General features: G+C 41.2%; 13 protein-coding genes. 7 read left to right on the forward strand and 6 right to left on the reverse strand.

Going from position 1 to position 14,505, the window contains the following annotated elements; all coding sequences use genetic code 11:
- The first annotated feature begins 179 nt into the window (after positions 1-179).
- Entirely contained in the window at positions 180-1,802 is a 1,623-nt protein-coding gene (locus AOG27_RS06425; protein WP_054552184.1) for a diacylglycerol kinase family protein, read from the forward strand.
- 4 nt (positions 1,803-1,806) lie between these two features.
- On the opposite strand, the gene AOG27_RS06430 is transcribed toward AOG27_RS06425, so the two are convergent.
- Positions 1,807-2,073 carry a VF530 family DNA-binding protein gene (locus tag AOG27_RS06430; RefSeq protein WP_054552185.1) on the reverse strand — a complete coding sequence of 89 codons (267 nt, stop codon included), beginning with the start codon at positions 2,071-2,073 and terminating at the stop codon, positions 1,807-1,809.
- Between the two features lie 56 nt (positions 2,074-2,129).
- Positions 2,130-2,429 carry a DUF1496 domain-containing protein gene (locus AOG27_RS06435; protein WP_054552186.1) on the reverse strand — a complete coding sequence of 100 codons (300 nt, stop codon included), beginning with the start codon at positions 2,427-2,429 and terminating at the stop codon, positions 2,130-2,132.
- A 77-nt stretch (positions 2,430-2,506) separates the two neighbouring features.
- Here AOG27_RS06435 and AOG27_RS06440 point away from each other — a divergent pair, with 77 nt between their 5' ends.
- Positions 2,507-2,737, forward strand: a complete 231-nt coding sequence (locus tag AOG27_RS06440; protein ID WP_054552187.1) for a TIGR02647 family protein — start codon at positions 2,507-2,509, stop codon at positions 2,735-2,737.
- Positions 2,738-2,790: 53 nt separating this feature from the next.
- On the opposite strand, the gene maiA is transcribed toward AOG27_RS06440, so the two are convergent.
- Together maiA and hmgA are read right to left on the reverse strand one after the other, a co-directional pair.
- Positions 2,791-3,420, reverse strand: coding sequence for a maleylacetoacetate isomerase (gene maiA, locus AOG27_RS06445; RefSeq protein ID WP_054552188.1), 630 nt, complete (start codon positions 3,418-3,420; stop codon positions 2,791-2,793).
- Positions 3,420-4,724: a homogentisate 1,2-dioxygenase gene (gene hmgA / locus AOG27_RS06450; RefSeq protein WP_054552189.1), complete on the reverse strand. Its 1,305-nt coding sequence runs from the start codon at positions 4,722-4,724 to the stop codon at positions 3,420-3,422. Before hmgA ends, maiA begins: the two co-directional genes overlap by 1 nt.
- Before the next feature lie 103 nt (positions 4,725-4,827).
- On the opposite strand from hmgA, the gene AOG27_RS06455 reads away from it, so the two are divergent.
- From AOG27_RS06455 to AOG27_RS06475, 5 genes are all read left to right on the forward strand, one after another.
- Positions 4,828-5,283 carry a MarR family winged helix-turn-helix transcriptional regulator gene (locus AOG27_RS06455; protein WP_054552190.1) on the forward strand — a complete coding sequence of 152 codons (456 nt, stop codon included), beginning with the start codon at positions 4,828-4,830 and terminating at the stop codon, positions 5,281-5,283.
- A 95-nt stretch (positions 5,284-5,378) separates the two neighbouring features.
- Complete coding sequence (locus AOG27_RS06460) at positions 5,379-6,191, forward strand: hypothetical protein (RefSeq protein WP_054552191.1); 813 nt, start codon at positions 5,379-5,381, stop codon at positions 6,189-6,191.
- On the forward strand, positions 6,191-7,231 hold the full coding sequence (locus AOG27_RS06465) for an extracellular solute-binding protein (protein WP_054552192.1): 1,041 nt from the start codon (positions 6,191-6,193) through the stop codon (positions 7,229-7,231). The genes AOG27_RS06460 and AOG27_RS06465 overlap by 1 nt, the downstream gene beginning before the upstream one ends.
- Positions 7,231-8,730 carry an ABC transporter permease gene (locus AOG27_RS06470; protein WP_054552193.1) on the forward strand — a complete coding sequence of 500 codons (1,500 nt, stop codon included), beginning with the start codon at positions 7,231-7,233 and terminating at the stop codon, positions 8,728-8,730. The genes AOG27_RS06465 and AOG27_RS06470 overlap by 1 nt, the downstream gene beginning before the upstream one ends.
- An 11-nt stretch (positions 8,731-8,741) precedes the next feature.
- The gene (locus AOG27_RS06475) at positions 8,742-9,752 is read left to right on the forward strand and encodes an ABC transporter ATP-binding protein (protein WP_054552194.1); all 1,011 of its coding nucleotides are present in this window, start codon (positions 8,742-8,744) and stop codon (positions 9,750-9,752) included.
- A 505-nt stretch (positions 9,753-10,257) separates the two neighbouring features.
- On the opposite strand, the gene AOG27_RS06480 is transcribed toward AOG27_RS06475, so the two are convergent.
- Positions 10,258-13,419 (reverse strand): TonB-dependent receptor, encoded by a 3,162-nt coding sequence (locus AOG27_RS06480; RefSeq protein ID WP_054552195.1) that lies wholly within the window; start codon positions 13,417-13,419, stop codon positions 10,258-10,260.
- A gap of 34 nt (positions 13,420-13,453) precedes the next feature.
- A complete protein-coding gene (locus tag AOG27_RS06485) occupies positions 13,454-14,317 on the reverse strand; it encodes a S1/P1 nuclease (protein WP_054552239.1) in 864 nt (287 codons plus the stop codon).
- Positions 14,318-14,505 lie beyond the last annotated feature (188 nt).

Genomic DNA, 14,505 nt, shown 5'->3' on the forward strand with positions numbered 1-14,505 from the left:
ATTATGTAAATTTGTGTAAGTTATTCATAAAGTAGTGAAAAAATGTCCTAAACTAAATTGGTAAGCTTTTTAACAATTGCTAAGTTGCTGATTTTTCATAGTCTATAAAGCTATTTAAATGGCTTTATATGGAGTGAAATTTGCAAGGTATTGTGCAATTAGAATAACAAGGAGTGATTATGTGGGCAGCATTTAGTTACTTAGCATTAGCGATTGTATTTATAATTGCGGCTATTCGCGTAGAAATTGTGTATTTTGCACTGTTTTTTTATTGGACTGCACTGTCGTTACTATTAGTCAGTGGCGCATATTTTTTTAATATCGCGCGTATTTTTAGAAAACGTGAAAATGGCGTTATTCCTATTTATATTCGTTGGGCTTTTATCCCCTTTTTGTTGGGTGCACAGCTTTACAATGCTTGGTCGCGTAAACACGATAAAGTACCGCCATTACAGCAAATTAATGAGCATTTATTTTTAGCCTGTCGTTTATTTCCTTCCGATATAGACACTATGAAAGAAATGGGTATTACGGCTATTTTAGATGTAACTTGCGAGTTTGATGGCCTTGAATGGTCTTCTACCCAAGAGAATATTCGTTATTTAAATATCCCTGTTCTTGATCATAGCGTGCCAACACGCGCGCAACTACACCAAGCGATTAATTGGATTGACCATCAAGTAAAAGCAGATAGACGTGTGGTAGTGCATTGCGCTTTAGGGCGTGGCCGTTCTGTATTTGTGATGGCTGCTTACTTACTTAGCCAAAATAAAGATGCCGATGTACACCAAGTACTCGCACAAATTAAAGAAACTAGAGAAACTGCGAATTTAAACAAGCGCCAGCTGCGTCATCTAGTGCGCCGCCATCGTAGAGGTGACTTATTAATCAAAAATAAAGCTGTGCTCATTGCTAACCCTGTTTCTGGCACAAAACTGTGGGAAGCTAAACGTAAGCAAATTACATCTCGTTTGTCTGAGTATTACGATTTAACTGTTTATACAACATCGGAACAGGTAAATGGTACTGAGTTAGCTAAAGAAGCACTTGAATTGAACCCTGATGTTGTCATCGCCTGTGGTGGCGATGGTACAGTAACAGAGGTGGCAAGTGTACTTGTTAATACAGACTGTAAATTGGGTATTATTCCTTTAGGTACTGCCAATGCGCTCGCTCATGTGTTGATGGGTATAAAATCGAAGCTTATTCCGGTAGAGCAGGCGTGTGAGCTTATTATTGAAGGGCAGGCGAGTCGGATAGATACCGCTGTGTGTAATGGCGAGCGTATGTTATTACTTGCAGGAATTGGTTTTGAACAAAAGATGATTGAAAAAGCCCATCGTGATGCTAAAAATGAGTCTGGGCAATTAGCTTATTTACAAGGGTTTTGGCAAGCATTAGGTGAGCATGAAGCGCAAGACTATATTGTTACTATTGATAATAACGATGAGCAAACAATCAATACTACCAGTTTAATCATCGCCAACGCCGCGCCATTTACTACTTTACTTGCTCAATCTGCAGGGCAGCCAGATCACCAAGATGGTTTATTGGATGTTAACTGGCTAACACCTAGTGCCGATTCTAAAGCGAGTACTTTAAGTATTGCGGAGTTAGTGTTCTCGAGTATTACACAAACTAGTTTTGCTATTAACAGTCACCACACAAATGCTAAACGAGTGACAGTACAAGCAGCAAAAGGGTTGAGCTATGTTATTGATGGTGAGGTGAAAACCGCAGATAAACTAGAGGTGGAGATATCACCGAAATCGCTTTCGGTGATTGTAGCTGCTGAAGATTAAGTGGTTACTTTTTGATGCTTTTCCATTGGAAAGTGCCATCATCAGCTAGGTCATTATTGATAAAGGTATCAATATATAACTGCTCTACTTTTTCACGTGCCCAAGGGGTCTTTCGTAAAAATTTAAGACTCGACTTTACACTTGGGTCATTTTGAAAGCAGCGTACATCGACGTGCGCTGCCATACCTTCCCAACCAAGTTTTTCTTCAAGTTTAGTAACGATGTCGGCTAATTTAACGCCATGTAACGGATTATTTGGTTGATTGTCCATGATAAATCTTAGGTTATTTGCAACCGCGCAATAGTACCCTATCTGTGCGTTTTAATCTAATTGACGTGAATCGTTTTCGTTTGTTTAGGGTAAATAATCTCGCCATTAGCATTTAGTCTGAGCCACGCCAAATCACTGTTTGAAAAATTAGGCTGTTTGGCGCTGCAAATTAAGGTCATCTCGCCAACGACAATATAGGCACCTTCGGTATAGCGTTTATTTTCATACCAACACACTTTTTCATTGTTTAACGCCTCTTGACCATCAAGCACGATTAATGGTTTTTCCTTAGCGTGCGCTTGATTTAGAAACCCTAAAGTAAACAAAGTACTTAACAGTAAAATTTTCTTTAACAAAATACGCCTCCCGTTGGGCAGATTTGTATAACTACACTAAGCTTATGACAAGGAATAAATAATAAAAAGGTGAACACATGCAATTTGATAAAAATATGATCGATGAACTAACCCTGCTTGCAAAATTTCCTCGTAACTCTCAAATGCAGGGAATTAAAATACACTCCGATGCCGAAAACTCAATTAAAGATGCAGCAAAACGGCTTTATGATAAAGGTATTACTGACAGTCCTGATGGGGGCTACTTAACCGACTTAGGGCTCGATTTAATTAACCATGTGAGTGTGATTAACTCAGCGCTAAGATAACAAATATAAAAGGCCCGAAATGTTCGGGCCTTTTTAAATACAAACCTTAAAGCTTAAATTGCATCTGGCTGGTTTTGTGGTGCAGCATCTATAAAGGCATCAAGCTTATTACATTGCTCATATACCGCAGCAATTTTAGGGTACTTGGTCATATCAACCTTAAAGCGCAAGGCATTAAATACTTGCGGCACTAAGCACACATCTGCAAGCGTTGGTTTGTTGCCCACACAAAACGTGTTCGCTTCATCAAGTAACTTTTCGATACTCTGAAAGCCAACTTCTACCCAATGCTTATACCAGGTTGTTTTTGCTTCTTCATCAACACCAAGATCGTTAGCCAAGTATTTTAATACGCGCAAATTATCGATAGGGTGGATATCGCACGCTACGGCATAACATAAATTACGGATCTGAGCTTTTTGCCATGCATCACCTGTTAAAAGAGGCGTTTCTGGATGAGTTTCTTCTAGCCACTCTAAAATAGCCAGCGATTGCGCAAGTACACCTTGCTCAGTTTCTAATGCAGGCAATAACCCTTGAGGGTTCTTAGCTAGGTACTCGTCGCTTTGCTGTTCGGATTTTAATAAATTAACTGTCACCAACTCGTGATCAATGTTCTTTAAATTAAGCGCAATGCGTACTCGATATGCAGCTGATGAACGAAAATAGCTATAAAGTTTCATTATACGTCCTGTTTACCTGTGAAATGTTTTTTAATAGTGCGCCAACAGTCAGTATAATTAGGCTGACGCTCTTTACCTTCAAGGGCATATTTAGTTGGTGAAATAACGTAACGCGATTCGAACATAAATGCCAAGGTGTTTTCGTAGCGTTGTGGTTCAAGTTCAGCATTTGATGCTTTTTCGAATACATCGGCTTCTGGACCATGTGGCGACATACAATTATGTAAGCTAGAACCACCTGGTACAAAGCCATGCTCTTTGGCATCGTACACACCTTCGATTAAGCCCATAAACTCACTCATGATATTACGGTGGTAATAAGGTGGACGGAATGTGTTTTCAGCCACCATCCAGCGTGGAGGGAAGATAGCAAAATCGATATTAGCGACACCTTCTGTACCCGATGGTGATGTTAATACAGTAAAGATTGATGGGTCTGGGTGATCGTAACTTACTGTATTCATAACATTGAATCTAGCAAGGTCATACTTGTAAGGTGCACTGTTACCCGTCCAAGCAACCACATCTAATGGCGAGTGGCCAATATCACAACGGAACATATTGCCATTGAATTTAGCAACGAGTTCAAAATCACCTTCAATATCTTCGAAAGCGGCTACAGGGTAGTGGAAGTCACGGTCATTAGCATAACCATTGGCACCCACTGGGCCGCGCTCTGGTAAAATATAGGCATGGCCATAGTTTTCACAGATATAGCCACGGGCTGTATCTGTAAGCAAATCAACTGCGAACTTAATGCCACGAGGAATTACGGCAATTTCGCCTGCACGAACGGTGAGTATCCCGCACTCGGTTCTAAGTAATAGCTCACCTTGTTGCGGCACGAATAACATTTCACCGTCAGCATTATAAAAGTAACGGTGTTGCATTGATTTATTAGCGACATAAATATGAATACCAATACCTATTTGTGCATTGGCACTGCCGTTTGCAGCCATAGTGACTAAACCATCTATAAAATCGGTTGGCTTCGTAGGAATGTCGATTGGATCCCAACGCAGCATCGTCGGTGGTGTTGGCACTTCTGTAATAGGAGCGGTGCGAATAAGGCCATTATCAATTGGCGTGTAATCACCTTGTACTACTGATGGGCGAATGCGGTAAAACCAAGTGCGACGGTTATCAGCACGGGGCGCTGTAAAAGCCGTAGTACTGAACTGCTCAGCATATAAATCGTATTTAACTTTTTGCGGGCTGAATTGACCGATAGGTAATGCACCGGGTAATGCTTCGGTTTCGAATTCATTACCAAAGCCTGTCATATATTGTAATTCGTTATTCATCACTAGACTCCTGAAAGGTTTTAGGTAAGATACTCTCATGTGAGACTAAATTCAAACTACACTGAATTTACTTGTGTAAATATTTTTTGACAGTAGTGCAGCTATGACGACAGATAATCAAACAACGCTCGATTTAAAACAGTTCTTACCTTATTCACTAACTAATATTGCAATGCAAATGAGTGAGCAGTTTAGTGAGCTATATCAACAGCAGTTCGATTTAACCGTGCCACAATGGCGGATAATTGCGAATTTAGCGCAATATGGTGAGCGCACTGCCAAAGAATTATGTGATATGGCACGAATGGATAAATCAACGGTGTCTCGAGCAGTAAAGTCGCTATTGACCAGAAACCTCATAACAGCAAAGGAAAACCCTAAGGACAAACGCGCAAGTTTGTTATCACTTTCCGTTGAGGGGAACCGTCTGCATGAACAAATTGTGCCATTAGCAAATGAGTGGCAAGCAGGTTTAGTGAGTGACTTAGATAGGCAAGAACTTAAACAATTTATAAGCACTCTTAGTAAGCTTTCCAATCACTTAAATAAAAATGTTTAAATCTGTAATCAAGGCTTTATAGCAATTGATTTAGACAATCGATACATATATGATAATGGCTATCATTTACAATTAGAAACTTGGATGTCCCCCCTATGAAATTAGCGTTAAACACCGTTAAAACACTAGGTCTTAGCCTAGTATTAGCATCTACTTTTATTGCCCAACCTGTATTGGCAAATGGCCCAATTGGTGAGCACGTTAATCATCTAAAAGAAAATTTAAAAGATTACTCAGAAGACGTTGAGTGGATGGTCGGTAAAGTTGACACCATGGTTACCGATTATGAAACAAAAGGCGCAAAAGCAGTTAAAAGCGATGATTTAATTGAATACTGGGAATCAGTAAAGTTTCACAGTGCGATTGAAACGAATTATGTGCCGGTTTATGCATCAATCTGGCAAGGCATTTATGGTATCAAAATGGCTATTGATGACAAAAAACCAGCAAGCGAAGTACGTAAACACCAAAAGGCCTTAAATGCTGCCTTGTGGCAGGGTCTTGGAGCTGTTAAACTTGCTGCTGACTTCCAGCAAAAAGGCTTATTAAAAGCTGTAAAAGCAACTGCTTCTGAAACAATGACGCAAAGCGCTACTATCGATGAGATCAAACATAAATTAGACCGTGTTGTTGCAAAATACGCAGAACGTTTAAGCGATGAAGCAACGCAAATTGTACACGATACTTACCTTCACTTATTTGAAGGTGTTGAAGGTACACTTATCGAAAAAGATGCGAAGTTAGTAGAAGTACTCGAAAAAGATTTTAACGTAACCCTGCCTAAAGCTATTTCTGATAAAGGGTCTGTTGACCAAGTCCGTGCAGTGGTTGTTGATATGCAAGAAAAACTAGATCGCGCTAAGGTGTTACTAGAAGAAGCCGAAAAAGCACGTAAGGATGTATTTTAGTGAAGCGTAGGACCTTTATTCAAGGCCTGGCTGCGTTTGGGGTAGTAGGCGCAATGCCGCTACCTCTTTCTCGTGCCTTTGCAGCCTCTGCTGCAAGCCCAATTTCAGTGAAAGACTTACCAGCCCTAGAGGGTGACCTAACTTTATATTTAGGCCGTGGTGAAGGTGGTTTGTACGAAAACGTACTGCAATCAATCCAAAAGAAAAACCCAAAACTTAATTTATCTATTCGCCGTGGCCCAACTGCTGCACTTGCCAACATGATTGTGGCAGAAGCGAAAGCGGGTGTTAAACGTGCTGATCTATTTTGGGCGGTTGACTCTGGTGCGATTGGCTTAGTCACAGATGCAGGTTTAGCTAAACCGCTACCATCTGACTTAGAGGCGCAGTTACAACCGCAGTTTCGTTATCCGGGCTGGGCACCAGTGACAGGTCGTATTCGTACATTGCCTTATAACACTAAGCGCCTAAGTAAAGATCAGATCCCAGAGAGCATAATGGCCATTGCTGATAGCGATTTATCTATTGGTTGGGCACCGGCTTATGCTTCTTTCCAATCATTTGTCACGGCAATGCGTATTCTTGAAGGTGAAGATAAAACCGCTAAATGGCTTAAGAAAGTTCAAAAACGTTCGAAAACTTATGCAGGCGAGCTTGGCGTAGTGATGGCTGTTGAGCGTGGTGAAGTGGATATCGGTTTTGCAAACCATTATTACACGTTACGTCTTAAGTCAGGTAAACCTGATGCTAATCTTGATCTAGCATTCACCAATCAAGATGCCGGTTGTTTAGTTAATGCATCAGGTGTGTTATCACTGACAGACAACCCAAATGCAATGAACTTTATGCGCTACTTACTAAGTTCTGAAGTACAAAGTTACTTAGCACGTGAAGCGTACGAAATTCCATTGATCCAGGGCATTGAACAGCCTGCTGGGTTACCAGCATTAACGGATGTGTCACCGCCGAAAATCGATTTAACTCAATTGGCAGATTTAAGGCCAACACTTGACCTTATGCGCAGTAGCGGTATTTTATAATGCGCATACCTGCTTCTTATCCCATGGCGCTGCTTGCAGCGCTTTTGGCGTTAGTGCCAGTTTATATTCTGATCACCTTAGCCAGTGATGCGACGGCTGTTTTTGATAGTCATAATTTAAAAATTCTTGGTAACACTTTATCACTTATGGTGTTAACTGTTTTAGGCTCTATTTTAATTGGCGTGCCTCTGGCGTTTATTAGTGCCTATGTTCAACTTCCTTTTAAAAAGCTTTGGCTTGTTTTGTTTGCAGCGCCACTTGCTATTCCAAGTTATATTGGCGCGTTTACTTTATATGCAGCATTTGGCCCCGGTGGTGAGATAAATCAGCTGCTAGGCTTTGAAACCCCGCCTATGTATGGCTTAACGGGGGCTGCCATTGTAATGACGCTATACACATTTCCGTTTGTGATGCTAACAACGCGTTCGTCTTTACTTAGTCTCGATGCCAGCATGGTAAACGCGGCTCGCACTTTAGGCATGTCGATGCCGATGAGTGTGTTTAAAGTCATATTACCGCGTGTAATAAACGGTATTGCGGCGGGCTCATTACTGGTTGCACTTTATACCCTATCAGATTTTGGTACACCGGCGATGATGCGCCTAGATACCTTTACTCGGGTAATCTATGTTGAATATAACGCCTTTGGCTTAAGTCGTGCAGCGATGTTGTCGCTTCAATTAATGGTAATAGTAGGCTTTTTACTGTTCATCGAATCACAAATTAAAACAGCTTCAGAGCGCCACGGTAGACCGCTAATGTTATTTCCATCAAACGGGCAAAAGTTAGCCATGCTGGTGACTTTTCTACCTGTTTTATTATTGGCTATTTGTTTGCCGTTAGCCATTTTTACCCTTTGGCTTGCCCGTGATGGTGTTGCTGATTTTGATTTCAGCATTGCGTGGAACTCAGCTTATGCATCTGGCATTGCGGCTATTGTCGCTGTTGTGGTTGCTGTGCCTGTAGCGCATGCTGCCTTAAGCGGTAAAGTAGGGCGCATTATGGAACGGGTAACTTATTTCGGATTTGGTATTCCGGGTATAGTGATGGGGACGGCGCTTGTTTATGGTGGCCTGCAATTACCGCTTTTATACCAAACTCTGGCATTATTAGTGATTGCCTATGTGCTGCGCTTTTTACCGCTGGCAGTTGGCTCTGTACGAACCAGCACAGAACACTTAGATTCTAGCTTAATCAAATCGGCACGTGTATTAGGTGCCAGCCCTCGTGAAGCATTTATGCGTATTACCTTGCCTTTAACACTGCGCGGTATTATTGCTGGTGCAGCCTTGGTATTTTTAGAATCAATGCGAGAGCTTGAAGCAACATTGTTACTCGGCCCAACAGGGTTTGAAACCCTATCAACTTATTTATGGCGTGTTTATGAAGCCGGTTATTTCGGTCGCGCTGCAATACCTGGGCTCTTGTTAGTAGTGATATCAGCATGTGGCTTAGCTATAATGCTCTCAGGCGAAAAGCGCAGTCAATTAGAACATTAAGGATCAGTTTAATGCTATCAGTTAGTAAGCTGTCTATCGATTATGGTAGCAATCGTGTGGTAAGTGAACTTAACTTATCACTTGGGGAAAGTGAGATCCTCATGCTAGTTGGTCCAACTGGCTGTGGTAAAAGTACAATTTTACAAGCGTTAGCCGGGCTTATTCCTATCAGCGAAGGCGAAATTAATTTAGGCTCATGGCGTGCAACACCCAAATTAAAAGTACCACCAGAAAAACGTAAAGTAGGTATGGTCTTTCAAGACTTTGCGTTATTTCCGCATTTAACAGTGCAGCAAAATATTTGCTTTAGATTAACCGATACCTCGAAAGCAGATCATTGGATTAAATTACTGGGTCTTGAAGCTTTTCGTGATAAAAAGCCTGCTACTTTATCGGGTGGTCAAAAGCAGCGTGTAGCCCTTGCGCGTACTCTAGCTCACGAACCTGACTTCGTATTACTTGACGAGCCGTTATCAAACTTAGATGCAGCTTTAAAAGACACCCTTCGTTGGGATATTCGTAATGCATTAAAAGATGCGGGTGTACCTGCTATTTGGGTAACCCATGACCAAGAAGAAGCCTTATCTGTCGGTGACCGAGTTGGCGTACTGAAAGAAGGGATTATTCAGCAAATAGATACCCCTGAACGCTGCTTTAGCTTACCAAGCAATCGCTTTGTTGCACGTTTCTTAGGTGAAGCAAGTTTCATTGCCGGTAACTGTGAAGGTGATATCGCCACCACTGATTTAGGTAATGCCCCAGCTATTAAGGTTGATCATGAAACCGCGAAGGTTGATGTATTACTTCGCCCTGATGATATTAATCTTATTCAAAATGCAGCTACTAGCAATGGTAAAGTGACATGGGTCCGTTACGAAGGTGGCAGCCGCTTATGCGCTGTTAAACTGGCATGTGATACTGTGGTGACAAGCCGTGTTAGCCATGAAGTGATGGTACGTCCAGGTGATGCAGTGCATGTTTCTATCAATACAACACATCCACTTGCGGTTTACGCAGCTTAAATAGACATAACTGTGCAGGTCTCATTGGCCTGCATTTACATATCAGTGTAGGTCGGGCTTTAGCCCGTCATCATTTGGTGTTTAAACATTTGTCGCCATAAATGACGACCTACATAACAATCTTAGATCGAGTTAAACATCAGCCCTCAGACGCGATGTAAAATCTGCTTCATATAAATGCATTAATTTGTTACTTCAAGCTTTAATCTTGGTACTGGCTTATTTTCCTCTCGTATCTCGTATCTCATTTCTACAACCATTCCCGGCTAAAGCCAGTCCTACGAAAAGATTTATCAGGTGTTAGATTCTAGGTTTTATGTAGAAGGGCGCGATGTAAAATCGCTGCTACCTAGCAACTCGCTAACTTTACTCTTGGAGCTTTACGCTTGCTAACTTTCCCCTAGTAGCTTTACTCTCGTAACTAGCAACTCCCTAACTTTCTCCAAAACGTAAAAAGCCCGCCAGTAGGGGCGGGCTTTTGCTTCATAACAAGTTTAACTCGTTATTAGAATGTGTAACGTACACCTACACGCATTTCCCAAACTGATGCACCGCTTTGAGTTGCAGTTTTACCATTGTTAGGGCTGAAGTCAGAGTATACGTAACGACCTTGGTCATCGATTGATGTTTTGATCATACGGTTACCAACGAAGTTACCTTTCTTAAGTACGCCCCAGTCATCGTTTAACATGTTAGTTAAGTTATCGATAACGAAGAATACTTCACCTTTGTGACCAGGCATGAAACCAGGTAACTCTTGAGTCATCTTGAAGTTAACTTTAGTGAACCAATCAGCATTTTGGCTGTTACGGCTAACGATTTCACCGCGTTCAAGGCCTTGAGCTGAAATCCACTGGTTAAACTCAGTTACTTCTTCAGGTGTCATGTCGTAAACAACGTTAGGGTCATTTACTTCAGGGATATACATTAGCTGACGGCTGCGGTTAGAGTTGCTATCACCCCAAACACCGTCACTACCGTTATATGTATAGCTGTAAGGTAGACCTTTGAACGTTTCGCTGAATAAGTTGAAACGTGTGCTGTAGCCATCAAACAACTCAGTTGTATAACCTAATGTCATTGTGAAGCGATGAGGGATCTCGTAATCAGATGTGTGTGCACCTGGGTTAGTCGGATCGTATGTCGCCATGTTACCGTAGTTTGAACTCGCTACAGAGCTAGTCATTGGGTTTACATCTGTTGAGTCAGTGTAAGCATAAGCAAGTTGTACGCTAATACCGTTATCAAAACGCTTACTCATTGCAGCAGAAATGATGTGAGACTCACCGCTATCACCACTTACGTTAGTCAGCAGTAAGTCACCGCTACGACCTTCGATAGACTCAAGAATTGGACGACCGTCAAATGTAGTTCTGCCTGAATCTTGTAATGCGATGTCTTGTAAAATTGCAGCATCTTTACGCTTAGTGAATAAGTAATCTAGAGAGAAAACGTATTCATCTTCAGTTGTGTATGTTGCACCTACTGAGTATTTCCACTCTGATGGCATTTCAAAGTCTGGGTCAACAGCATTTACTGATGAGTCACCTGCACCTATTTCAGTGTTAGCAACTTTATCATATAAATCTTGAGGTACTTCGTAACCTGGAGTACCACCATTAACATTTGGAGTGTCAAATAGGTTTAGGCGTGCTTGTCTTTGTTCTTCATCTAGATAATAAACACCGTCTACATCTTTAATATCGGTACTAATATTAGTGATACCGTCGTTTGAGTACGAGTTAGATAACCAAACGTTCGGGTTACCACCAGAGAATAGGCCTACACCTGCACGTACTTCTAACGAGTCTGTTGCATACCATTCAAAGCCTACACGTGGTTGAATTAAATCGATGCCATCAAATGTTGCTTGGTTGCTGAAACCGTAGCGGTTTGTAAAGTTCTCGTTGTAATTAGGTGAGTCATCACTTGTGTATTTATCATAGCGAAGACCAAATGTTAACGTAGCATCTAAATCTGTGAAGCTGTACTCATCTTGCACATAGAAAGTATGTTGTGCATAAGAGAAGCTTGCAGCTGCATCGGTCGGGTTGTTTGTACCCGCAGCATTGTTGTAGTACAAGCCATCAGCAATTCCATCTTCAAAATCATCTACAGAGTTAAAACGCCACTCACCTTGCGTATGCTGTACGAATTGGTTAAATACGTCTAGCTTTTCGTACTCATAGCCACCGGTAATCGTGTGTTGATCAAGGTAGTAAGTACCTGCAAGTTTTACAGTCGTTGTCTCATAGTCTAGGTCATTTGATTGACGTGAGTCATCTGGACCAATGTAGATAGTACCACCGTCAGCGGTATCAATTTGCATTTCACCAAAGCTGCTTGCAGCATCTAAAGATTGTACCGTTGCATCTAGCTCTGACTTACCAATACGAACTTCAGTTGAGAAGTTGTCTGACCAATCTGAGTATAGTGAACCGATGATTGATGTAAACTCAGCACCTTGCTTGAAGAAGTGATTATCTAAAGCTACTGTATCGCTGTATGCATCTGATTGAGATAGCGTGAAAGCATCATTGTAGTTATAGATTAAGTTTGCACGATGGTCATCGTTGATGTTCCAGTCTAACTTAATTAAGATTTTTTCATCTTCTACTGGAGCACTAGATGGCATGCCACCTGCGTCATAACCGTATACGTCTTGTGCGATTTGCTGTACACGAGCAACGTCTGCAGCTGAAACACTACCTGTGTTTAAACCGCCATACTCGTATTGTTTTACACCTTCAACTTTTTCGTATGAGGTGAATAAGAAAAGGTTATCTTTGATTAGTGGTAAACCAACGTTGAAGCCGTAACGTTTTTCAGTGTAATCACCGTTGTCGTAGTCTTCACCTTCGATTTTATCGCCTTTCATTGAATCATTTGTGTAATCGAAGAAAACACCACCGTGTACTTCGTTACCACCAGATTTAGTAACTGCGTTGATGTTACATGATGTGAAACCGCCATATTGAACATCAAATGGTGCTAGCTCAACTGCAACTTGCTCGATTGAATCGAAAGAGAAAGGAGCACCGATAGTTGGGTAACCATTTGAGCTTAAACCGAAGTTATCGTTCATACGAACGCCGTCAAGGGTTAAGCTGTTAAAACGTGGGTTACCACCACCACAGTTGATTGAACCGCGGCTATCATCGATAGTTACACGTGGGTCGATACGGATGATATCTTTTAAATCACGGTTGATAGCTGGTTGGTTTTCTAAATCTTCAAGAGTGAACGTTGCAGCAGGACCTGTACCACCAGACATACGGCTGATAGGGCGACCAGTAACTACGATTTGTTCTACATCAGATTGTCTCTCTAACGTAACATTAACTGGGTAGTCAGCACCCACTTGTAGGTTAATGTTGTTGAATGTTTGATCTGCGAATACGTCAGAATCTACAACAACGCGGTAAGGACCACCTACACGTAGGCCTTTTGCTGTGAAGTAACCCGCATCGTTCGTTTCAGTTTCTTTAGTTGAACCTGAAGGTAAGTGAACGATAGTGATCTTAGTGCCAGCAGCAGGGTTGCCGCTAGGACCTTTGATTTGACCCTTGATAGCAGATGTTGTTTCATTTGCTAACGCTGCACCACTCACACCAACACATGCTGCAATAGCAAGTGATAGAGCTGTTTTGCGGAGTTGGATTTTCATTATGTTATTTCCCGTGTTAGAGGTTATGTTTCATTTATAGTTTGCTGTCAGTTGGCATCTTAAGTGCCTTTACTAACGGTTTTGCTGATTTATCAAATAACGTATTTAATAAACCAGCCAATCTTATACCGCCTTGTTGTAGGCGAGTTTTAACAATGGGTAAGTTTTTGTAGATATAACTATAACTTACGTTTGTTTCATTTTCGTTATACAGTGAATTTGCAATATTATTTGATTCTATTAACCAATCGCTAGGTGAACTGGCAAGATAGTCCGTGATTAACGCTTGATTTGTTGTATTTATAAATTGCGCAAACTCAGTATAGGACAAATTTTCATTTTCAATGAGTTTTGTGTCCCATAGGCTATGTAAATTGGTATCTTGACCGAAGAATGTGACAGAAATATTGTTGCCACCACGATCTTCACCGCGTCCGGCATGAAAAGGTTGGTGGCTGTCACCAACTAGATGAACTAAAAAACGCAGTGCGAACTGTTTTTCAGCTAGTGAGGCTTTCTGGTTTTGTAAAACTGAGATTGAGTATTCCATGCCTTCAAGGATATCTGACACGGTTTCTTTATTATGATGGGCATCTGAATCGTAATGGGGTTTAGCATCGCCTTCTTTAAAGTTAATGTAATGCCAGCGCAAAGATTTCTTTTGCCAGAAATTTTCTGGAGCAGAACGCATTTCATCAGCCCACGTTGCAACTTGTGCTAGTGAGTCACCATCGAGTAGAGGAACTAATGCTAGTTTAGTGGTGTCTGTAATATGCTTAGATGCAATTTCACCAACAATACGATGACCATTTTGACCCCAAGCATTTGCAGGGGTGCTTAACACTGCTGAAATAACTGGTGTTGATAACAGCAACATTTTTATTGTTTTTTGTAACATTGACTCAGTGTCCAAAATGAATGTGCAATGAAGCACGATTTCTTGTGGCATATTTTCCTGAATTTAAAATCAAATAGAAAGGACTCAATAAGATTCATAATTTCTTGTTCATATATGTTATTTATCAATGGTTTAAATTATTCAAGTAAAATTACTTGTTGTAATAAGTAAGAATAATTGTTCAAATA

The organism is Pseudoalteromonas lipolytica (assembly GCF_001306915.1).
In the GTDB taxonomy this organism is placed as follows: domain Bacteria; phylum Pseudomonadota; class Gammaproteobacteria; order Enterobacterales; family Alteromonadaceae; genus Pseudoalteromonas; species Pseudoalteromonas simplex.